We start from the raw sequence: 19487 nt of genomic DNA on the forward strand, positions 1-19487 counted from the left end.
CCCTAAACAAACCGGACCCCGAACGATGGGTACGACCATTCGCGATGTGGCGCGGGCGGCAGAGGTTTCGATCGGCACCGTGTCGCGCGCGCTGAAAAACCAGCCCGGCCTGTCCGAAGCCACGCGTGCGCGCATCGTCGAGATCGCGCGGCAGCTCGGCTACGATTCCGCGCAGTTGCGCCCGCGCATCCGCCGGCTCACCTTCCTGCTGCACCGCCAGCACAACCGCTTTCCCGCGAGCCCGTTCTTCTCGCACGTGCTGCACGGCGTCGAGGACGCCTGCCGCGAGCGCGGCATCGTGCCGACGCTGCTCACGGTCGGCCCGAACGACGACGTGCTGCGCCAGATGCGCCCGCACGCGCCCGACGCGATCGCGGTCGCCGGCTTCATCGAGCCCGAGACGATCGAGGCGCTCGCCGCGACCGGCCGCCCGCTCGTGCTGATCGACCTGTGGGCGCCCGGGTTGCGCTCGGTCAACATCGACAACGCGACGGGCGCGGCGCTCGCGATGCGCCACCTGCTCGCCACCGGCCGCTCGCGGATTGCCTTCATCGGCGGCTCGGCCGCGCACTACAGCATCGCGCAGCGCGCGATCGGCTATCGGCGCGCGTTCTTCGAAGCCGGGCGGTTGTTCGACCCCGCCTACGAAGTGACGATCGACGCGGGGCTCGACCCCGACACGGGCGCCGCGCGTGCGATGGAGCAACTGCTCGACGCGCCCGGCCCGCGCCCGGAAGCCGTGTTCGCGTACAACGACGCGGCCGCGCTGGCCGCGCAGCGCGTGTGCCTCGCGCGCGGCCTGCGGATTCCGGACGACATCGCGATCGTCGGCTTCGACGACATCCCGGCCGCCGCGCACGCGAGCCCGCCGCTCACGACGCTCGCGGTCGACAAGGAGGCGCTCGGCCGCCGCGGCGTCGAACTGCTGCTCGCCGAAGCGCCCGAGCGCACCGAGATTTCCCTGCCCGTCGAGCTGATCGTGCGGGCCAGCAGCCAGCCCGCCGGCTCCCCGGCACTCGATCCCGCCACGGTCCAAGAATCATGAACATGCCCCCGGTCCAATCCCGCGCCGCCGCGCCGGTCAGCCACGCACAAGCGGCACCGTTCGTCGCGAGCTTCCGCGACCCGTCGTTCCTGCTGTCGCACATCGAAGACACGCTGCGCTTCTACGCGGCCCACGCATTCGACCCGACGGGCGGCTTCCACCATTACTTCCGCGACGACGGCAGCGTCTACAACCGCACGTCGCGCCACCTCGTCAGCAGCTGCCGCTTCGTCTTCAACTACGCGATGGCGTACCGCCATTTCGGCGACCCGCGCCACCTCGAGTACGCGCGCCACGGGCTGCGCTTCCTGCGCGACGCGCACTGGGACGACGCGCTGCAGGGCTACGACTGGGAGCTCGACTGGCGCGACGGCGCGAAGCACGCGACGCTCGACGGCACGCGCCACTGCTACGGGCTCGCATTCGTGCTGCTCGCGGCCGCGCACGCGACGATGGCCGGCATCGACGAAGCACGCCCACTGATCGCCGCCACCTACGAACTCGCCGAGCACCGCTTCTGGGATGCGGCCGCGGGCCTGTATGCGGACGACGCGACGCCGAACTGGCACGTGTCGTCGTATCGCGGCCAGAACGCGAACATGCACATGACGGAAGCGCTGCTCGCCGCCTACGAGGCGACCGGCCATCTCACGTACCTCGATCGCGCGGAAAAGCTCGCCTCCCACATCACGCAACGTCAGGCCGCGCTGTCGGGCGGGCTCGTGTGGGAGCACTACCATGCGGACTGGTCGATCGACTGGGACTACAACAAGGAAGACAGCTCGAACATCTTCCGTCCGTGGGGCTTCCAGCCCGGGCATCAGACCGAATGGGCGAAGCTGCTGCTGATCCTCGAGCGGCACCGCCCGCTCGACTGGCTCGCGCCGCGCGCGGCCGAACTGTTCGACGCGGCGCTCACGCATGCGTGGGATGCCGATCACGGCGGCCTCTGCTACGGCTTCGGCCCCGACTTCACGATCTGCGACCACAACAAGTATTTCTGGGTGCAGGCGGAAACCTTCGCGGCGGCCGCGATGCTCGGCGCGCGCACCGGCAGCGAGCGCTTCTGGGACTGGTACGACGAGATCTGGCGCTACAGCTGGGCGCATTTCGTCGATCACCGCTACGGCGCGTGGTACCGGATCCTCACTTGCGACAACCGCAAGTACAGCGACGAGAAGAGCCCGGCCGGCAAGACCGACTATCACACGATGGGCGCATGCTACGACGTGCTCGCGACCCTCGCGCGCACGCAACGCAGCGAGCCGACGCAATGAGCGGCGGCACGTTTCCGGCTTTCGTGTCGGCGGGCGACATCCTGACCGACATGGTGCGCGCGGGCGACGCGCAGTGGACGTCGGTGCCGGGCGGCGCCGGCTGGAACGTCGCGCGCGCGGTCGCGCGGCTCGGCGTGCCGAGCGCGCTCGCCGGCGCGATCGGCGAAGACTGCTTCTCCGACGTGCTGTGGCGCGCGAGCGAAGCGGCCGGGCTCGACCTGCGCTTCCTGCAGCGCGTCGCGCGGCCGCCGTTGCTCGCGATCGTCCACGAGACGCGTCCGCCCGCGTACTTCTTCATCGGCGAAGCGAGCGCCGACCTCGCGTTCGATCCCGCCCGGCTGCCGGCCGGTTGGACCGATCACGTGAAATGGGCGCATTTCGGCTGCATCAGCCTCGTGCGCGAGCCGCTCGCGGGCACGCTGGCCGCGCTCGCGGCCGATCTGCACGCGCGCGGCGTGAAAATCAGCTTCGATCCGAACGTGCGCAACCTGATGACGGCCGCCTACCGGCCGACGCTGGAGAAGATGGCCGCGCTCGCCGACCTGATCAAGGTGTCCGACGAAGACCTGCGGCACCTGTTCGGCGGCGACGGCCCCGACGCGATCGCGGCGGTGCGCGCGCTGAACCCGCGGGCGGCCGTGCTCGTCACGCGCGGCGCGCAGGCAGCGACGCTCCATGCGGACGGCGACGTGCACGAGGCCAGCCCGCCGCGCGTCGAGGTGGCCGACACCGTCGGCGCGGGCGACGCGTCGATCGGCGGCCTGCTGTTCAGCCTGATGGCCGCGCCGCAGCGCGGCTGGCGCGAGCATCTCGCGTTCGCGCTGGCGGCCGGCGCCGCCGCGTGCCGGCACACGGGCGCGCATGCGCCGACGCTCGACGAGGTCGTGGCGCTGCTGGAACGGTGACGGGCAGGGGCGGCGCGGTGATCGGTCGCCGATAAGCGGCGCTGTACATGCTGCGCCGCAGTGCTACGATGAAGTGTCCTATTGCGGGAGAGGCACGATGGACACGAACACGTTCACCAAAGGCATCTACACGGCCAAGGCGCATACGCACCGCGCCGACAACGGCCAGTTCCAGGGCTACGTGATCCTCGCGCGGGACGACGGCGACGAGACGGAGAACATGCGCTACGACGTCCACACGACGAGTTCGAGCGAGGAAGAAGCGTTCGAGGAAGCGAAGGCGCTCGCGCACCGGATCCTCGGCGAAATTGAACTGTGATGCGCGAACTGTAATGCGTGAACCGTAACGCGCGAACTGCACTGCGCGCCGTCACGCGCGCGCCGTCATCGATCGTCCCTCGTGCGCGCGCCGCGGCCCGGCCGCGACGCGCCGCCGCCTTCGGCTCAGAGCAGCCGCGCCACCATCGACACCAGCATCGTCAGCACCAGCGTCGACATGAACGGGAACGGATAGCGCCGCCCGCCGAGCGTCAGCGTGACGTCGCCCGGCATCCGCCCGACGCCGAGCTTGCCGAGCCACGGCCAGCAGCGCGTCAGGATCATCACCGCCACGAACGACGCCATCAGCCAGCGCAGCATCCGCCCCTCCGGTCAGAGCGCGTGCGAGCGGTCGCCGCGCGCGAACGCGTCGAGCGTGCCGTCGATCCCGCGCGAAAACGCGATCACCTTGAACAGCTCGCCCATCTCGGCCTCCGAGATCAGTTTCTGCACCGCGTTCGCGGCCGGCAGGAACGCGCGGATGTCGGACGGGTCGATCGCGGCCAGCGCGTCGGTGATGCCCGCGTTCAACAGGAAGCGCGCCTGCGACGTGTAGCCGAGCAGGTCGGCGCCGGTCGCGACGCCCGCGTCGTAGATGCCGGTGAATTCGACGTGCGCGGTGATGTCCTGCAGGCCCGGGTACGCGAACGGGTCGTCGTGCGCGTGATGACGGTAGTGGCACATCAGCGTGCCGCGGTCGCGCTGCGGGTGGTAGTACTCGTGCGCGGGAAAGCCGTAGTCGACCAGCAGCACCGCGCCGCGCGCGAGCATCGTGCAGACGGTGCGCGTGAACGCGAGCGCGGCTTCGTGCGTTTCGGTCACGTAGCCGTCGTCGACGTCGAGCGTCGCGAGCACCGGCGGCAGGCCGGCTGCGCCGACCGGCCGATCGTCGAACACGAACGCCTGCCGCGCGTCGAGCGCGACGCCGCGCTCGCGCCATGCGCCGTCCGCCTTCGCGAACAGCCGCACCGGCATCGCGTCGAGCACTTCGTTGCCGACCACGACGCCGTCGAACCGCTCGGGCAGCGCGTCGAGCCAGCGCACCTTCGCGGCCAGCGCCGGCACCGCGGCTTCGATCGTCTCGCGCTGCCGTTCGCGCAACTCGCCGGACAGGTCGACGATCAGGTATTCGTCGAGTTCGACGCCCGGCGCGTCGAGCGAGTCGAGCGCCGCCAGCAGCCCGGCCGCGAGCTTGCCGGTGCCGGCGCCGAATTCCATCACGCGGCGCGTGCCGCTCGCCGCGAGCGCCTCGGCCACCGGTTGCGCGAGCGTCTGCGCGAACAGCGGCGACAGCTCGGGGGCGGTGACGAAGTCGCTGCCGTCGTCGGCGCGGCGCCCGAACTTGCGCGCGCCGCCGCTGTAATAGCCGAGCCCCGGCGCATACAGCGCACGCTCCATGAAGCGGTCGAACGGCAGCCAGCCGCCGGCCGCCGCGATCTCGTCGCGCAGTTGCGCGGCAAGGGTTTCGGACTGCGCGAGCGCGTCGGGGCCGGGAGCAGGTAAACTAGCGGGTTCGTGAGCTTTCGGGTTCATCCCGGCATTGTAAATGACCGTTTCAGCCGATACGTCGACCCCACGCGTGGTGCTCGTCACGGGCGCCCTCGGCAGCACGGCCGACGCCGCGTCGATCGGCCGCGCGCTCGCGACGGGTTTCGCACGCCGCGGCTGGGACGTCGCGCTGCAGCGCAGCCACGGCGCGCCGCGCGCGGCCGCCGACGCGCTCGTCGCCGAAGTCGCGGCGCTCGGCCGCCGCGCGGCCGTGCTCGACGCCGATCCGGCCCTGGAAGCCGATGCCGCGGCCCTCGTCGCCGCATGCGGCGACGCGCTCGGCCGGCCCGCGTGCGCGGTGTTCGTCAGCGCCAGCGCAGGCGCCGACGACGCGCACACGGTCGACGCCGCGTCGCTCGCCGCCGCGCTCGCGCGCAACGTGACGGCGCCGCTCGCGCTGGCCCGCGCGCTCGCCGATGCGACGCCCGACGCCGCGCGCGAGCACGAAGCGCTGCGCGCGTGCGCGATCCACGTACTGGATCAGGCCCTGTTTCACCCGGCACCGGCGCAGCTGTCGCACGCGCTGATGCAGGCCGCGTTGAACCGCGCGACGTCGGCGCTCGCGCTCGCGCTCGCGCCGAAGGTGCGGGTCGCGGCGCTCGTGCGCGGCCACGCGCCGCACGCGGACGACATCGCGGCGGCCGCCTGCTATCTCGCGAGCGCGCCCGGCGTGACGGGCGCGACGCTGACCGTCGACGGCGGCGAGCACCTGGTGCCGCCCGCCGCCGGCCCGAATGAATGAACCGCGCGGGCGCGGCGTGACCGCCGCCGCCCGCGCCGCTTTGCGTGCGCGCACGCCAATTTGATTGGGACGACCATGTTTTCCGCTCTCCTGCACCCCCGCCTCGCGGATTGCCGCAGGCTCTACCTGCGCGACTACGAGGTGCACATCAACATCGGGGCCTTCGAACACGAGAAGCGCGGCGAGCAGCGCGTCGTCATCAACGTCGACCTGTTCGTGCCGCTCGCGCAGTCGACGCCCGTCGACGACCGGCTGCACGAAGTCGTCGACTACGATCTGATGAAGCAGAGCGTCGCGCAGTGCCTCGCGCGCGGCCACATCCACCTGCAGGAAACGCTGTGCGATTCGATCGCCGCGCACCTGCTGGCGCACGACGCCGTGCGCGCGGTACGCGTCCGTACCGAGAAACCGGACGCCTATCCGGACTGCGACGCCGTCGGCGTCGAAGTCTTTCGCATCAAGGACGAGGAGCGCGCATGAACGCCCCCCACATGAACGACACGGCGGCCGACGCCGCCACGCTGGACGAAACCGCCGCCCCGGCCGGCCGCCAGGCGCTGACGCGCCGCGAGCAGAAGGAAGCGTACGAGAACAACAAGCTGTTCAAGCGGATCGTGCGCCAGGTCGGCCAGGCGATCGGCGACTACAACATGATCGAGCACGGCGACAAGGTGATGGTGTGTCTGTCGGGCGGCAAGGACAGTTACGCGATGCTCGACGTGCTGCTGCGCCTGCGCGAGCGCGCGCCGATCGAGTTCGACATCGTCGCGGTGAACCTCGACCAGAAGCAGCCGGGCTTCCCCGAGCACGTGCTGCCCGAATACCTGAAACAGGTCGGCGTGCCGTTCCACATCGAGAACCAGGACACCTACAGCATCGTCAAGCGGCTCGTGCCGGAAGGCAAGACGACCTGCTCGCTGTGCTCGCGGCTGCGTCGCGGCATCCTGTACCGGGTGGCCGGCGAGCTCGGCGCGACCAAGATCGCGCTCGGCCATCACCGCGACGACATCGTGCAGACGCTGCTGCTCAACATGTTCTACGGCGGCAAGCTGAAGGGGATGCCGCCGAAGCTGCAGTCGGACGACGGCAGGAACATCGTGATCCGCCCGCTCGCGTACGTGAAGGAAACCGATCTCGAGAAATACGCGGAGCTGCGCGAATTCCCGATCATCCCGTGCAATCTGTGCGGCAGCCAGCCGAACCTGAAGCGCGCGGAAATGAAGGCGCTGATCCGCGAATGGGACAAGCGCTTCCCGGGCCGCGTCGACAACATGTTCAACGCGCTCGCGAAGGTCGTGCCGTCGCACCTGATGGACACGACGCTGTACCCGTTCCAGTCGCTGCGCGCGACGGGCGAAGCCGACCCGCAAGGCGACATCGCGTTCGACGAGGAGCCGTGCGCGTCGGGCGACGACTCGGCGGCGCCGGGCGCCGCGCAACCGATCTCGATCGTCCAGTTCGACGACCTGTAAGCAGGGCCCGAACACCCGCCGGAAGCGGGCGCCGAGCGCCCTTTCCGGCGTGGCGCGCCCGCCGCGGCAGGCCCGGAACGGCGGGGGCCGCATGCTAAAATGGACGGCTTCGAACTCCCTGACCAAGCGCGCGCCATGAATATCGTGATTTTGGCGGCAGGCACCGGCAAGCGCATGCGTTCCGCGCTGCCGAAAGTGCTTCACCCCCTGGCCGGCAGGCCGCTCCTCTCCCACGTCATCGACACCGCGCGCACGCTGCAGCCGTCCCGGCTCGTCGTCGTCGTCGGCCACGGCGCCGAGCAGGTCCAGGCCGCCGTCGCCGCACCCGACGTCCAGTTCGCGGTGCAGGCCGAGCAGCTCGGCACCGGCCATGCGGTCCGTCAGGCGCTGCCGCTGCTCGATCCCGCCCAGCCGACCCTCGTGCTGTACGGCGACGTGCCGCTCACGCGCGCGTCGACGCTGCGGCGCCTCGTCGATGCCGCGCGCGAGGGCCGCTACGGGATCCTGACCGTCACGCTCGACGATCCGACCGGCTACGGCCGCATCGTGCGCGACGCGTCCGGTTTCGTCACGCGCATCGTCGAGCAGAAGGATGCGTCGCCGGACGAGCTGAAGATCGCCGAGATCAACACCGGCATCATCGTCACGCCGACGGCCCAGCTGTCGATGTGGCTCGGCGCGCTGAAGAACGAAAACGCGCAGGGCGAGTACTACCTGACCGACGTCGTCGAACTCGCGATCGAGGCCGGTTTCGAGGTCGTCACGTCGCAGCCCGACGACGAATGGGAAACGCTCGGCGTGAACAGCAAGGCGCAGCTCGCGGAGCTCGAGCGCATTCACCAGCGTAACGTCGCCGATGCGCTGCTCGCCGACGGCGTTACGCTCGCCGATCCGGCGCGCGTCGACGTGCGCGGCACGCTGCGCTGCGGCCGCGACGTGTCGATCGACGTGAACTGCGTGTTCGAAGGCAACGTGACGCTCGCCGACAACGTAACCGTCGGCGCGAACTGCGTGATCCGCAACGCGTCGATCGGCGCGGGCACGCGCATCGACGCGTTCACGCACATCGACGGCGCCGAGCTCGGCGCGCACACCGTGATCGGCCCGTACGCGCGGCTGCGCCCCGGCGCGCAGCTCGCGGACGAAGCGCACGTCGGCAACTTCGTCGAGGTGAAGAACGCGGTGATCGGCCACGGCTCGAAGGCGAATCACCTCACGTACATCGGCGACGCCGACATCGGCGCGCGCGTGAACATCGGCGCGGGCACGATCACCTGCAACTACGACGGCGCGAACAAGTTCCGCACCGTGATCGAGGACGACGTGTTCGTCGGCTCCGACACGCAGCTCGTCGCGCCCGTGCGCGTCGGCCGCGGCGTGACGATCGCCGCCGGCACGACGATCTGGAAGGACGTCGCCGAAGGCGTCCTCGCATTGAACGAGAAGACGCAGACCGCGAAGAGCGGCTACGTCCGCCCGGTCAAGAAGAAGAGCTGAACCTTTTGCGGGCGCCCGCGCGGCGCCCGCGTCGACTGACAGGATTGACCATACATGTGCGGCATTGTCGGCGCAGTTGCGCAACGTAATATCGTTCCGGTGCTGATCGAGGGATTGCGGCGCCTCGAATACCGCGGCTACGACTCGTGCGGCGTCGCCGTGCTCGAGCCGGGCGCCCCTACGCCGGGCGCCCCGAAGCGCGCACGCAGCGTCGCGCGCGTCGCCGATCTCGACGCGCAGGTGCGCGAATCGCACCTCGAAGGCACGACCGGCGTCGCGCACACGCGCTGGGCCACGCACGGCGCGCCCGTCACGCACAACGCGCACCCGATCTTCTCGTCGAACGCGCTCGCGCTCGTGCACAACGGCATCATCGAGAACTTCGAGCCGCTACGCGACGCGCTGCGCGCGAAGGGCTACGAATTCGTGTCGCAGACCGACACCGAAGTGATCGCGCACCTCGTGCACAGCCTGTACCGCGGCAACCTGTTCGACGCGGTGCGCGAAGCCGTGCACCAGTTGCACGGCGCGTATGCGATCGCCGTGATCCACAAGGACCAGCCGCACACCGTCGTCGGCGCGCGCCAGGGTTCGCCGCTCGTCGTCGGCCACGGCGACGGCGAGAACTTCCTCGCGTCCGATGCGCTCGCGCTCGCGGGCAGCACCGACCGCTTCACGTTCCTCGAGGAAGGCGACGTGTGCGAGCTGTCGCTCGACGGCGTGACGATCGTCGATCGCCACGGCGCCACCGTGCAGCGCGAGATCCGCGTCGTCAGCGCATACGGCGGCGCGGTCGAGCTCGGGCCTTATCGCCACTTCATGCAGAAGGAAATCTTCGAGCAGCCGCGCGCGATCGGCGACACCGTGCCGCAGACGGACGCCTTCGACGCGACGCTGTTCGGCGACGCCGCACCCGCCGCGTTCGCGCAGATCGACAGCCTGCTGATCCTCGCGTGCGGCACCAGCTACTACTCGGGCCTCACCGCGAAGCACTGGCTCGAATCGATCGCGAAGATTCCAACCCAGGTCGAGATCGCGAGCGAATACCGCTACCGCGAGTCGGTGCCGAACCCGCGCCAGCTCGTGCTGGTGATCTCGCAGTCCGGCGAGACGGCCGACACGCTCGCGGCGCTCAAGCATGCGCAGTCGCTCGGCCACACGCATACGCTCGCCGTGTGCAACGTCGCGACGAGCGCGATGGTGCGCCTGACCGACATGCAGTTCCTGACGCACGCGGGCACCGAGATCGGCGTCGCGTCGACGAAGGCGTTCACGACGCAGCTCGTCGCGCTGTTCGTGCTGGCCGCGACGCTCGGCAAGCTGCGCGGGCACGTCGACGCCGCGCAGGAAGCGCAATTCCTGAAGGAGCTGCGCCACCTGCCGGCCGCGCTGAACAGCGTGCTCGCGCTCGAGCCGCAGATCATCGCGTGGTCGGAAGAATTCGCGCGCAAGGAAAACGCGCTGTTCCTCGGCCGCGGGCTGCACTACCCGATCGCGCTCGAAGGGGCGCTCAAGCTGAAGGAAATCTCGTACATCCACGCGGAAGCCTATCCGGCCGGCGAACTGAAGCACGGGCCGCTCGCGCTCGTCACGGAAGCGATGCCGGTCGTCACGGTCGCGCCGAACGACACGCTGCTCGAGAAGCTGAAGTCGAACATGCAGGAAGTGCGCGCGCGCGGCGGCGAGCTGTACGTGTTCGCCGATGCCGACACGCAGATCGTCAACGACGACGGCCTGCACGTGATCCGGATGCCGGAGCACTACGGGCAACTGTCGCCGATCCTGCACGTCGTGCCGCTGCAACTGCTCGCGTATCACACCGCGTGTGCGCGCGGCACCGACGTCGACAAGCCGCGCAACCTCGCGAAATCGGTGACGGTGGAGTAAGGCTGTCTGGCCGGACGGGCCGTCGCCGGTCCGTCCGGGCGTCGCATCGGCGTGCGGCAGGCCATCCGGCCAGGTCGAAATAGGTACCACTTAGTGGCATATAATCCTGTGCCACGCCCGGCCGGCTCGACCGGCCTGCTTCCGTACGACGCGTCTTCATGTGGAGATTTGCAGTGGCTAAAACGCGATTCAAGCGCGACGCGACGGAGGCGGTCCACAGCGCCGCATCGGGGCTTTATCGCGCCAACCTGCTCGACAAGAAGACGATGCGCGAATACGACGATCTCTGCATCGAAGCCGCGCCGCAATTCGATCCGGAAGCGATCGCCCGCATTCGCAAGTCGGTCAACGTCAGCCAGAGCGTGTTCGCGCTCTACCTGAACACGACGACATCGACGATCCGCCAATGGGAACAGGGCGGCAAGCGGCCGAGCGGCATCGCCGCGCGCATGCTCCAGATCGTCGAGAAACACGGGCTCGAGGTGTTCTCCTGAGCCGGCATTCCCCGAATGCACAGGGTCGGCCCCGGCAGGGCGCGCCGCAACGAATATGACGGAGAGACAATGGTAAGACTGTTTGGATGCGGATTGCTGGCGCTGACGTTCGCGTCGACGGGCTGGGCCGCCGAGCACTACGTCGAGGTCTGGAACCCGCCCGAGGCGCGGCAGCCCGCGGCTCGGACGCCGGATGCCCGCACGCCGGCCGGCCGCCCGGGCGCCGACGCGCGCACCGGCAAGAGCGCGGAGAAGCACGCGAGCGCCACGCCGAAAGCCGCCGCGAAACCGCACAAGCGTCGCGTCGCGCAGGCCATGAAAGCCGGCTCGCACCGCCCGGCCGCCGCCGCGCCCGACACCCCGGCCACCCCGCGCCCCGTTGCGCAACCCGCACCCGGGCGTCTCACGGTGATGCAGCCCGCCGCGCCGGACACGACGCGCGCGCTCACCTTCTCCGACATCCCGCGTCAATACACGCCGGACGGCAACGTGCTGCAGGTCGGCACGCAAGGCCGCTCCGCGAAGGTGACCCGATAATGGAAGCGCAGACCTACCGCGGCTACCAGATCTGGGGGCATGCGATCCTGCAGCAGGAGGAGATCATGCAGCCCGAGCGCTTCGCGGCGAGCGGCACGATCACGCAGAACAACCGGCTCGTCGAGGCGTCGGGCGTGCTCGGCGTGTTCGACACCGAGGACGAAGCACGCGATGCGGGGCTCGAATGGGCGCGCGCGTGGATCGACAACCACAGCTGACCGACACCGGCGCATGCATCCCGAATGAAAGAAGGGGCGTCCATGACGCCCCTTCTTTCATTCGAACCCGGAAGCTCGGCAACATTCAAGCCGCGGCGTGCGGCGGCCTCACCGTCTGCCGCGGCCGGCCGACGAGCCGTGCCAGCACGACGATCGCCGCGAGCGTCGCGACGTACACGGCGATCTGGATGCCCGCCGGACGCGCGGTATAGCCGATCAGCGTATGCAGTGCCTTGCCGACGATGCTCGACTCCTTGAGCAGCCACGACGTGTCCCAGACCGCATCGCCCCACGACGGCACGAGGCCGGCGGCCAGCAGGAAGCCGACGCACTGGCTCGCCATGCCCGCGGCGAGCAGCACGATCAGCCCGTTGGTGACGGAGAACAGGCGCTTCAACGGAATCTGCAACAGGCCCGCATACATCGCGTAGCCGAGCCCGGCGCCGCCGAGCACGCCGAGCAGCCCGCCGGCGATCATCTGCGGCGTCTGGCCCGGGTCGCCCGCCGCGATCCCGTACAGGAACAGCACGGCCTCGGACCCCTCGCGCAGCACCGCGACGCCGACCACGATCGCGAGCCCCGTCAGCGGCCGGCTGCCGGCCGCGACCGCCCGGCCGACCTCGCCCATGTGCAGCGCCATTTCGCGGCCGTGCCGGCTCATCCAGATGCAGTGCCACGCGAGCATCAGCGTCGCGACGAACATCACGCCCGCGTTGAAGACTTCCTGGCCCATGCCGGACGCCCATTGCGAGATCGCGTCGGCGAACGCCGCGATCAGGCCGGCGCCGACCACGCCGCCGACCAGCCCGCCGCCCACCCACCAGCCGCGCCGCGGCACGCCCTTCGTGGCGGCCATCACGATCGAGACCACCAGCGCGGCCTCGAGCACTTCACGAAAGACGATCAGGGCAGTAGACAGCATGTCGGTATCGGCTTACTTGACGGTCAGGTGCGTCTTCGACTGCGCTTCGTGATACTCGTCGTGGAACTCGTAGGTCCCGGCCTTCAGCGGCCCGACCAGGATCTCGACCGACTTGCCGGCCGGCACGACCTTCTCCGCCTTGAAGTCGTCGCTTTCGAATTCCGCGGGCGTCGCATCGAGGTTCTTCACGACGAACTTCACCTTCTTGCCGGCGGGGATCGTCACGCCATCGGGCGAAAACTTGTGGTCCTTCAACGTCAGGTTGACGACGTCGTCGGCAGCGAAGGCGGACGCGGCCGAGGCGCCCAGCAGGGCCAGTGCGAAACCGATAGCGAAACGGGTCATGTGCGTAATGAGCGGAAATATTGGAGGGAATCGATACTAAGATCGATTCGCATTTTCACCTCGGAGTACCCTCACTGCGCTCATGGGAATCGTGCGCCGTCGATCCCGCACGCGCGTTGTCGCGCAAGGCGCCGACGGATTTCGCCGATAATGTGCAGTCGTCAATCGGGAAAAATTCGGACTGACGGGCGCACGTAAATAACGATTCGTCAGACCTCAGCATTACAAATGGCCAATGCGATGCCATCACCGCATGCGACGCTTGACCTTCCCACCGTGGCAAGCTTCATGCTGAACGTACGCGTCAATCATTCACCGGAGAAAACACGATGGAATTCGAAGTCCAGGACATGACCTGCGGCGGCTGCGCCAACGCGATCACGCGTGCGGTGACGGCCGCCGACCCCGCCGCGAAGCTCGACATCGACGTCGCGGCGAAGATCGTCAAGGTCGACTCGGCGCAAGGCGCCGAGCGCGTACGGTCGATCATCGAAGCCGCCGGCTTCCATCCCGCACTGCGCAGCGCGTAACGCGCGCCGCAGGCCGCGGGTGCAATTGCGGGCGCAGCACCGGACGGCGACGCGCCCGCCCCCGGCGGCCTGTCAACGCAGCCGGATCAGCGTCGACTTCAGTTCGGTGTACTTCTCGAGCGCATGCAGCGACTTGTCGCGGCCGTTGCCCGACTGCTTGTAGCCGCCGAACGGGAAGTTCATGTCGCCGCCCTCGTCATAGCAGTTCACCCACACGGTGCCCGCACGCAATCGGCGCGACACGTCGTGCGCGGTCGTCAGGTTCGACGTCCACACGGCCGCGGCCAGCCCGTATTCGGTATCGTTCGCGATCCTCACGGCCTCGTCGACGTCGTCGAACACGATCACCGACAACACCGGCCCGAAGATTTCCTCGCGCGCGATCTTCGCATCGGGCTTCACCTCGAACACCGTCGGCTCCACGTAGAAGCCGCCCGTTTCCGCGTTCACGCGCGCACCGCCGATGACGAGCCGGCCTTCGCTGCGCCCCGCTTCGATATAACCGAGCACGCGTTCGAGCTGGATGCCGTCGACGATCGCGCCCATCGATACCGACGGATCGAGCGGATTGCCCGGCACGTACGCGCGCGCGGCCGCGACGAGCTTCTCGATGAACGCGTCCTTGATGTCGCGATGCACGAGCAGCCGCGAGCCGGCCGTGCACATCTCGCCCATGTTGTAGAAGATCGCGCCGGCCGCCGTTTGCGCTGCGCGGTCGAGATCGGGGCAGTCGGGCAACACGATGTTCGGCGACTTGCCGCCGAGCTCGAGCCACGCGCGCTTCAGGTTCGACTGCGCCGCGTACTGCATGATCAGCTTGCCGACCGCCGTCGAGCCCGTGAACGCGATGCAGTCGACGTCGCGATGCAGCGCGAGCAGCTTGCCCGGCTCGCCCGCGCCCGGCACGACGTTGAACACGCCGGCCGGAATCCCGGCTTCGAAGGCGAGCTGCGCGACGCGGATCGCGGTCAGCGGCGATTTCTCGGACGGCTTCAGCACGACGCTGTTGCCGGCCGCGAGCGCGGGACCGAATTTCCATGCGGCCATCAGGATCGGGAAGTTCCACGGCACGACGGCGGCCACCACGCCGACCGGCTCGCGCGTGACGAGGCCGACGAGATGATGATCGGCCGGCGCGACCTCGCCGCCGACCTTGTCGATCGCCTCGGCGAACCATTCGACGCAGTAGGCGGCGCCGGGCACGTCGACCGTCGTCGTGTCGCCGATCGGCTTGCCCGCGTCGAGCGTTTCGAGCAGCGACAGTTCGTCGAGATGCTCGCGCATCAGCGTGGCCCAGCGCAGCAGCACGGCCTTGCGCGCACGCGGGTTCAGGCCGGCCCACACCCCGGCGTCGAACGCGCGGCGGGCCGCCGCGACGGCGGCGTTCACGTCCGCTTCGCCGCAGTCGGCGACCTTCGCCAGCACGCGGCCGTCGATCGGGCTCACGCAGTCGAAGGTCTTGCCGCCGTGCGTGTCGCGCGACGCGCCGTCGATGAATGCGCGCCCATCGATCTCGAGCGACGCCGCCTTGTGTTGCCAGTCAGCCAAAGTCAACTTGTTCATCAGGATGCCTCAATGGTTTGGCATTCGCGATGCGGCGCGCCGCGCGCCTGGCGCGCAGCCGGCCGGCGGCGAATGCGGTGACGCGCGGTCAGAAGGTCGCCGGCGAATTGGCCGACACGACCTCGCAGAGCAGTTCCGCGCTGGGATTGCGAAAACGATGCGGCAAACGGCTTTCGAAGTAGTAGCCGTCTCCGGGGTCGAGCAACCATGTCGCGCCGTCGACGGTCAGCTCGAGCCGGCCCGACACGACGACGCCGCCCTCGTGCCCCGCATGCACCAGCATCTCGGGCCCCGTGTCGGCCAGCGGCTGGTAGATCTCGCGCAGGATGCACATGTTGCGGTCCTTCACGTTCGCGCCGACCAGTTGAAACGCGAGCGACTCGTTGCCGAGGTTCGGCATCTCGTCGCGACGCGACACGACCGCGCGCGATTCGACGAGCTCGAACGTGAAGAACTCCGCGAGACTCATCGGGATGCATTCGAGCAGTTTCTTCAGCGACCCGACCGACGGGCTCACGCGGCCCTGTTCGATCAGCGAGATCGTGCCGTTGGTGACGCCGGCGCGTTTCGCGAGTTCGCGCTGCGACAGGCCATGCTTGTTGCGCACGAAACGCAGGCGCTCGGCGACTTCGGTGGACATCGATTCGGTTTCGGACACGATAAGTGCGATGACAAAGTGAAACGACGCATGGGACAGCCGTTGAATATTCTAATCACTTTATGCCGCGCATCAGCGGGGAAAACCCTGAAAGGCGTTCGAAATAATGAACGACGCGCCGACCATTCCTTTTGCGAATCTTTTGTTCGCACTGCTCGGGAAAGCCCTGATGCAGGACCATTAAAAAACATTTGACGCCGTTATTGGCTCGTATATGCTGGCTCTCAGGTCAGCGTCATCTGGCTTTCACAGGCCTCGAAAAGCGTTATCGCAACGCAGCAAACGATGCCCGTCAACGTAAATGACGCAGGACCGGCGCCTCGATTATTTTAAACGCCCCGCGCGTCGAAACGATCAGGTGTTCAATACTTTCAACAAACCAGTCGAGTGTAATCGTGAGAGTCCGTGGCCCTCTGGTGAGGTGGGATCGAGGCGATGTGCGAAGTTTGCGCAGCGCCGTTCCCGCTTCCGACGGCAGTTGCGGCTGGCATAGTCCTCGCCTGCTTCACCTGTCGATCTACACCATCCTGTCCCGTCGTTCCGTTCGGCGCCACAACGCCGTTTCCGCACGCGCATTCGTTGCCGTCGATACCGACGAAGTGGCGTCGCTGCTGCCGTAGCGCCTCTCCTTTCTTCACGTCGTTCGTTTCATCCGTCGATTCGCCAACCGCATCGTCCGTGCGGTGACGGAACGCGTTCGCGCATTCGTTGCGGCGTCGCGTATCGCGATGAAACGAACGACGGCCTGACCGTCGCGCGCAGCGCGGATCGCCACGCCATCCCGTTGCGCCCATTCACCAGCGGCCCTGCGCTCGACGCCGGGCTGCGGGGTCGTGTCGCGCCCGCGTTTTGCCGCATTCGGGCCGACGCGCGTCACGTCCCTACGGATTACTGATTGACGTCATGGAAAGGAAACCTCTCGTCGGCATCACTGCCGACCTCACCCAGATCGGCGCGCACGCGTCGCATACGGTCGGCGACAAATACGTGGCCGCGATCGTCGACGGCGCGCATGCGCTCGCGATGGTGCTGCCGGCGCTCGGCGAACGGCAGTCGACCGCCGACGTGCTCGACGCCGTGGACGGGCTGCTGTTTACCGGCAGTTACTCGAACGTCGAGCCGCATCGGTACGGCGGCGAGCCGAGCGAGCCCGGCACGAAGCACGACCCGGCCCGCGATGCGACGACGCTGCCGCTCTTGCGCGCGGCCATCGTCGCGGGCGTGCCCGTGCTCGCCGTATGCCGCGGCTTCCAGGAGCTGAACGTCGTTTGCGGCGGCACGCTGCACCAGCGCGTGCATGAAGTGCCCGGCTTCGCCGATCACCGCGAGGACGACGACGCGCCGATGGATACGCAATACGGCCCCGCGCACGTCGTGCGCCTGACGCCCGGCGGCCAGCTGCATGCGCTCGCCGGCGGCCGCGACGAAGTGCACGTGAACTCGCTGCACAAGCAGGGCGTCGCGCAGCTCGGCTCGGGCCTCGCCGTCGAGGCCGTCGCGCCGGATGGCCTGATCGAGGCCGTGAGCGTCGTCGACGCACCGGCGTTCGCGCTGGCCGTGCAGTGGCATCCGGAATGGCGACACGCGCAGGACCCGCTGTCGAGCGCGATCTTCCGCGCGTTCGGCGATGCGTGCCGCGCCCGCCGCGCCGAACGCACGCGCGCCATGGCCGCCGCCGCGCTCGCCTGAGCGCGCCAACCAGACAACGAGAACAGACATGCAAGACATCGAAGGCTTTCTGAAGCAGCACCGGATCACCGAGATCGAAGCGATCATTCCCGACATGGCCGGCATCGCGCGCGGCAAGATCACGCCGCGCAACAAGTTCACGTCCGGCGAATCGATGCGGCTGCCGCAGGCCGTGATGGTGCAGACCGTTACCGGCGACTATCCGGAAGACGGCTCGCTGACCGGCGTGACCGACCCCGACATGGTGTGCGTGCCCGACACGTCGACCATCCGCCTGATCCCGTGGGCCGTCGACCCGACCGCGCAGGTGATCCACGACTGCGTGCACTTCGACGGCTCGCCGGTCGAGATCTCGCCGCGCTACGTGCTGCGCCGCGTGCTCGACCTGTACAAGACGAAGGGCTGGAAACCGGTCGTCGCGCCCGAGCTCGAGTTCTACCTGGTCGACATGAACAAGGACCCCGACCTGCCGCTGCGTCCGCCGGTCGGCCGCACGGGCCGCCCCGAAACGGGCCGCCAGTCGTATTCGATCGAGGCCGTCAACGAATTCGATCCGCTGTTCGAGGACATCTACGAGTACTGCGAATCGCAGAACCTCGACATCGATACGCTGATCCACGAAGTCGGCGCCGCGCAGATGGAGATCAACTTCATGCACGGCGACGCGCTGTCGCTGGCCGACCAGGTGTTCCTGTTCAAGCGCACGGTGCGCGAGGCCGCGCTGCGTCACAACATGTACGCGACGTTCATGGCCAAGCCGATGGAAGACGAACCGGGCTCGGCGATGCACGTGCACCAGAGCATCGTCGACGAGGAAACGGGCCAGAACCTGTTCACGTCGCCGGAAACCGGCGGCGCGACGTCGATGTTCTACAACTATCTCGCGGGGCTGCAGAAGTACACGCCGGCGCTGATGCCGATCTTCGCGCCGTACATCAACTCGTATCGCCGCCTGTCGCGCTTCATGGCCGCGCCGATCAACGTGCAGTGGGGTTACGACAACCGCACGGTGGGGTTCCGCATCCCGCATTCGGGCCCGGCCGCACGCCGCATCGAAAACCGCATCCCGGGCGTCGACTGCAACCCGTACCTCGCGCTCGCGGCGACGCTCGCGGCCGGCTATCTCGGCATGACGCAGCGCCTGGAGCCGACCGAGCCGCTCGTCAGCGACGGCTACAGCCTGCCGTACCAGTTGCCGCGCAACCTCGAGGAAGGACTGACGCTGATGGCCGCGTGCGAGCCGCTCGGCGAGATCCTCGGGCACAAGTTCCTGAAGGCGTATTTCGCGCTGAAGGAAACCGAATACGAAGCGTTCTTCCGCGTGATCAGCTCGTGGGAACGCCGCCATCTGCTGCTGCACGTGTAAGCGTGCCAACCGCATACGGAATCACGGAGGAAACATGACTTACCGCAACGAATCGGCCTGGATCCAGCCGGCCGCGCCGACCGCGACGGCCGCCGCGCCGCGCGCGACGCAGGCACGCTCGACCGCCGAATACCGCGCGCTCGACGCCGCGCACCACATCCACCCGTTCTCGGACATGGGCGCGCTCAACCGCGCGGGCAGCCGCGTGATCGTCAAGGCCGACGGCGTCTACCTGTGGGACTCGGACGGCAACAAGGTGATCGACGGGATGGCCGGCCTCTGGTGCGTGAACGTCGGCTACGGCCGCAAGGAACTCGCCGACGCCGCGTATCGCCAGTTGCAGGAGTTGCCGTTCTACAACACGTTCTTCAAGACCACGCATCCGCCGGTGATCGAACTCTCCGCGATGCTCGCGGAAGTGACGCCCGCCGGCTTCAACCACTTCTTCTATTGCAACAGCGGCTCGGAAGGCAA

23 protein-coding genes are annotated in these 19487 nt (G+C 68.5%); 17 read left to right on the top strand and 6 right to left on the bottom strand.

Annotation, left to right across the window (positions count from 1 at the left end; genetic code table 11):
• Positions 1-25 precede the first annotated feature (25 nt).
• From WS95_RS01900 to WS95_RS01915, 4 genes are all read left to right on the top strand, one after another.
• Positions 26-1045, top strand: a complete 1020-nt coding sequence (locus WS95_RS01900) for a LacI family DNA-binding transcriptional regulator (protein WP_059782423.1) — start codon at positions 26-28, stop codon at positions 1043-1045.
• Positions 1042-2322, top strand: a complete 1281-nt coding sequence (locus WS95_RS01905) for an AGE family epimerase/isomerase (protein ID WP_059821991.1) — start codon at positions 1042-1044, stop codon at positions 2320-2322. The genes WS95_RS01900 and WS95_RS01905 overlap by 4 nt, the downstream gene beginning before the upstream one ends.
• Positions 2319-3227, top strand: coding sequence for a carbohydrate kinase family protein (locus WS95_RS01910; protein WP_059821993.1), 909 nt, complete (start codon positions 2319-2321; stop codon positions 3225-3227). The genes WS95_RS01905 and WS95_RS01910 overlap by 4 nt, the downstream gene beginning before the upstream one ends.
• Before the next feature lie 97 nt (positions 3228-3324).
• On the top strand, positions 3325-3546 hold the full coding sequence (locus WS95_RS01915) for a hypothetical protein (RefSeq protein WP_034208564.1): 222 nt from the start codon (positions 3325-3327) through the stop codon (positions 3544-3546).
• Positions 3547-3671: 125 nt separating this feature from the next.
• Here WS95_RS01915 and WS95_RS01920 read toward each other — a convergent pair whose 3' ends face one another.
• A complete protein-coding gene (locus WS95_RS01920; protein ID WP_059782428.1) occupies positions 3672-3866 on the bottom strand; it encodes a DUF2905 domain-containing protein in 195 nt (64 codons plus the stop codon).
• Between the two features lie 12 nt (positions 3867-3878).
• Positions 3879-5078 carry a class I SAM-dependent methyltransferase gene (locus tag WS95_RS01925; RefSeq protein WP_059782429.1) on the bottom strand — a complete coding sequence of 400 codons (1200 nt, stop codon included), beginning with the start codon at positions 5076-5078 and terminating at the stop codon, positions 3879-3881.
• A gap of 13 nt (positions 5079-5091) precedes the next feature.
• On the opposite strand from WS95_RS01925, the gene WS95_RS01930 reads away from it, so the two are divergent.
• The 8 genes from WS95_RS01930 to WS95_RS01965 all read left to right on the top strand — a co-directional run bounded on the left by WS95_RS01930 (position 5092) and on the right by WS95_RS01965 (position 11940).
• A complete protein-coding gene (locus WS95_RS01930; RefSeq protein WP_059782432.1) occupies positions 5092-5835 on the top strand; it encodes an SDR family oxidoreductase in 744 nt (247 codons plus the stop codon).
• A gap of 75 nt (positions 5836-5910) precedes the next feature.
• A complete protein-coding gene (locus WS95_RS01935; protein ID WP_027785625.1) occupies positions 5911-6315 on the top strand; it encodes a dihydroneopterin aldolase in 405 nt (134 codons plus the stop codon).
• The gene (gene ttcA, locus WS95_RS01940; protein ID WP_059821994.1) at positions 6312-7307 is read left to right on the top strand and encodes a tRNA 2-thiocytidine(32) synthetase TtcA; all 996 of its coding nucleotides are present in this window, start codon (positions 6312-6314) and stop codon (positions 7305-7307) included. Before WS95_RS01935 ends, ttcA begins: the two co-directional genes overlap by 4 nt.
• Positions 7308-7442: 135 nt before the next feature.
• Entirely contained in the window at positions 7443-8804 is a 1362-nt protein-coding gene (gene glmU, locus WS95_RS01945) for a bifunctional UDP-N-acetylglucosamine diphosphorylase/glucosamine-1-phosphate N-acetyltransferase GlmU (RefSeq protein ID WP_059782436.1), read from the top strand.
• A 54-nt stretch (positions 8805-8858) separates the two neighbouring features.
• Positions 8859-10691, top strand: a complete 1833-nt coding sequence (glmS, locus tag WS95_RS01950) for a glutamine--fructose-6-phosphate transaminase (isomerizing) (protein WP_059821995.1) — start codon at positions 8859-8861, stop codon at positions 10689-10691.
• 173 nt (positions 10692-10864) lie between these two features.
• Positions 10865-11185: a helix-turn-helix domain-containing protein gene (locus WS95_RS01955; RefSeq protein WP_059821997.1), complete on the top strand. Its 321-nt coding sequence runs from the start codon at positions 10865-10867 to the stop codon at positions 11183-11185.
• A gap of 69 nt (positions 11186-11254) precedes the next feature.
• A complete protein-coding gene (locus WS95_RS01960; RefSeq protein WP_059821998.1) occupies positions 11255-11722 on the top strand; it encodes a hypothetical protein in 468 nt (155 codons plus the stop codon).
• On the top strand, positions 11722-11940 hold the full coding sequence (locus tag WS95_RS01965; protein WP_034208572.1) for a hypothetical protein: 219 nt from the start codon (positions 11722-11724) through the stop codon (positions 11938-11940). The genes WS95_RS01960 and WS95_RS01965 overlap by 1 nt, the downstream gene beginning before the upstream one ends.
• An 85-nt stretch (positions 11941-12025) precedes the next feature.
• Here the strand turns inward: WS95_RS01965 and WS95_RS01970 are convergent, their stop codons facing one another.
• Together WS95_RS01970 and WS95_RS01975 are read right to left on the bottom strand one after the other, a co-directional pair.
• Complete coding sequence (locus WS95_RS01970) at positions 12026-12862, bottom strand: FTR1 family iron permease (RefSeq protein ID WP_059822000.1); 837 nt, start codon at positions 12860-12862, stop codon at positions 12026-12028.
• A 12-nt stretch (positions 12863-12874) separates the two neighbouring features.
• On the bottom strand, positions 12875-13207 hold the full coding sequence (locus WS95_RS01975) for a cupredoxin domain-containing protein (protein ID WP_027785634.1): 333 nt from the start codon (positions 13205-13207) through the stop codon (positions 12875-12877).
• A gap of 329 nt (positions 13208-13536) precedes the next feature.
• Here WS95_RS01975 and WS95_RS01980 point away from each other — a divergent pair, with 329 nt between their 5' ends.
• Positions 13537-13737 carry a heavy-metal-associated domain-containing protein gene (locus WS95_RS01980; protein WP_034208574.1) on the top strand — a complete coding sequence of 67 codons (201 nt, stop codon included), beginning with the start codon at positions 13537-13539 and terminating at the stop codon, positions 13735-13737.
• 72 nt (positions 13738-13809) lie between these two features.
• On the opposite strand, the gene WS95_RS01985 is transcribed toward WS95_RS01980, so the two are convergent.
• Together WS95_RS01985 and WS95_RS01990 are read right to left on the bottom strand one after the other, a co-directional pair.
• Positions 13810-15300 (bottom strand): aldehyde dehydrogenase, encoded by a 1491-nt coding sequence (locus tag WS95_RS01985; RefSeq protein WP_059822002.1) that lies wholly within the window; start codon positions 15298-15300, stop codon positions 13810-13812.
• Between the two features lie 88 nt (positions 15301-15388).
• Complete coding sequence (locus tag WS95_RS01990; RefSeq protein ID WP_034208777.1) at positions 15389-15940, bottom strand: cupin domain-containing protein; 552 nt, start codon at positions 15938-15940, stop codon at positions 15389-15391.
• Positions 15941-16395: 455 nt separating this feature from the next.
• Here WS95_RS01990 and WS95_RS35525 point away from each other — a divergent pair, with 455 nt between their 5' ends.
• The 4 genes from WS95_RS35525 to WS95_RS02005 form a co-directional block, all read left to right on the top strand.
• Positions 16396-16578: a hypothetical protein gene (locus WS95_RS35525; protein ID WP_006488040.1), complete on the top strand. Its 183-nt coding sequence runs from the start codon at positions 16396-16398 to the stop codon at positions 16576-16578.
• Positions 16579-16861: 283 nt separating this feature from the next.
• On the top strand, positions 16862-17647 hold the full coding sequence (locus WS95_RS01995; protein ID WP_034208576.1) for a gamma-glutamyl-gamma-aminobutyrate hydrolase family protein: 786 nt from the start codon (positions 16862-16864) through the stop codon (positions 17645-17647).
• 28 nt (positions 17648-17675) lie between these two features.
• On the top strand, positions 17676-19013 hold the full coding sequence (locus tag WS95_RS02000) for a glutamine synthetase family protein (RefSeq protein WP_059822004.1): 1338 nt from the start codon (positions 17676-17678) through the stop codon (positions 19011-19013).
• Positions 19014-19047: 34 nt separating this feature from the next.
• Positions 19048-19487 (top strand): aminotransferase class III-fold pyridoxal phosphate-dependent enzyme (locus WS95_RS02005; RefSeq protein ID WP_156444420.1); only part of this gene is annotated, 440 nt, incomplete at its 3' end.

Origin of the sequence: Burkholderia sp. MSMB1826, assembly GCF_001526325.1 — a bacterium.
In the GTDB taxonomy this organism is placed as follows: Bacteria; Pseudomonadota; Gammaproteobacteria; order Burkholderiales; family Burkholderiaceae; genus Burkholderia.

What these genes read in the sequence shown, in the direction of transcription:
- WS95_RS01970 (WP_059822000.1), bottom strand. Translation starts at nt 12,862, where the DNA reads ATGCTGTCTACTGCCCTGATCGTCTTTCGTGAAGTGCTCGAGGCCGCG.
- WS95_RS01930 (WP_059782432.1), top strand. Translation starts at nt 5,092, where the DNA reads ATGACCGTTTCAGCCGATACGTCGACCCCACGCGTGGTGCTCGTCACG.
- WS95_RS01910 (WP_059821993.1), top strand. Translation starts at nt 2,319, where the DNA reads ATGAGCGGCGGCACGTTTCCGGCTTTCGTGTCGGCGGGCGACATCCTG.
- WS95_RS01925 (WP_059782429.1), bottom strand. Translation starts at nt 5,078, where the DNA reads ATGAACCCGAAAGCTCACGAACCCGCTAGTTTACCTGCTCCCGGCCCC.
- WS95_RS01960 (WP_059821998.1), top strand. Translation starts at nt 11,255, where the DNA reads ATGGTAAGACTGTTTGGATGCGGATTGCTGGCGCTGACGTTCGCGTCG.
- WS95_RS01965 (WP_034208572.1), top strand. Translation starts at nt 11,722, where the DNA reads ATGGAAGCGCAGACCTACCGCGGCTACCAGATCTGGGGGCATGCGATC.
- WS95_RS01915 (WP_034208564.1), top strand. Translation starts at nt 3,325, where the DNA reads ATGGACACGAACACGTTCACCAAAGGCATCTACACGGCCAAGGCGCAT.
- ttcA (WP_059821994.1), top strand. Translation starts at nt 6,312, where the DNA reads ATGAACGCCCCCCACATGAACGACACGGCGGCCGACGCCGCCACGCTG.
- WS95_RS01975 (WP_027785634.1), bottom strand. Translation starts at nt 13,207, where the DNA reads ATGACCCGTTTCGCTATCGGTTTCGCACTGGCCCTGCTGGGCGCCTCG.
- WS95_RS01920 (WP_059782428.1), bottom strand. Translation starts at nt 3,866, where the DNA reads ATGCTGCGCTGGCTGATGGCGTCGTTCGTGGCGGTGATGATCCTGACG.
- WS95_RS01900 (WP_059782423.1), top strand. Translation starts at nt 26, where the DNA reads ATGGGTACGACCATTCGCGATGTGGCGCGGGCGGCAGAGGTTTCGATC.
- WS95_RS01980 (WP_034208574.1), top strand. Translation starts at nt 13,537, where the DNA reads ATGGAATTCGAAGTCCAGGACATGACCTGCGGCGGCTGCGCCAACGCG.
- WS95_RS02000 (WP_059822004.1), top strand. Translation starts at nt 17,676, where the DNA reads ATGCAAGACATCGAAGGCTTTCTGAAGCAGCACCGGATCACCGAGATC.
- glmU (WP_059782436.1), top strand. Translation starts at nt 7,443, where the DNA reads ATGAATATCGTGATTTTGGCGGCAGGCACCGGCAAGCGCATGCGTTCC.
- WS95_RS01905 (WP_059821991.1), top strand. Translation starts at nt 1,042, where the DNA reads ATGAACATGCCCCCGGTCCAATCCCGCGCCGCCGCGCCGGTCAGCCAC.
- WS95_RS01995 (WP_034208576.1), top strand. Translation starts at nt 16,862, where the DNA reads ATGGAAAGGAAACCTCTCGTCGGCATCACTGCCGACCTCACCCAGATC.
- WS95_RS01985 (WP_059822002.1), bottom strand. Translation starts at nt 15,300, where the DNA reads ATGAACAAGTTGACTTTGGCTGACTGGCAACACAAGGCGGCGTCGCTC.
- WS95_RS01990 (WP_034208777.1), bottom strand. Translation starts at nt 15,940, where the DNA reads ATGTCCACCGAAGTCGCCGAGCGCCTGCGTTTCGTGCGCAACAAGCAT.
- WS95_RS01935 (WP_027785625.1), top strand. Translation starts at nt 5,911, where the DNA reads ATGTTTTCCGCTCTCCTGCACCCCCGCCTCGCGGATTGCCGCAGGCTC.
- glmS (WP_059821995.1), top strand. Translation starts at nt 8,859, where the DNA reads ATGTGCGGCATTGTCGGCGCAGTTGCGCAACGTAATATCGTTCCGGTG.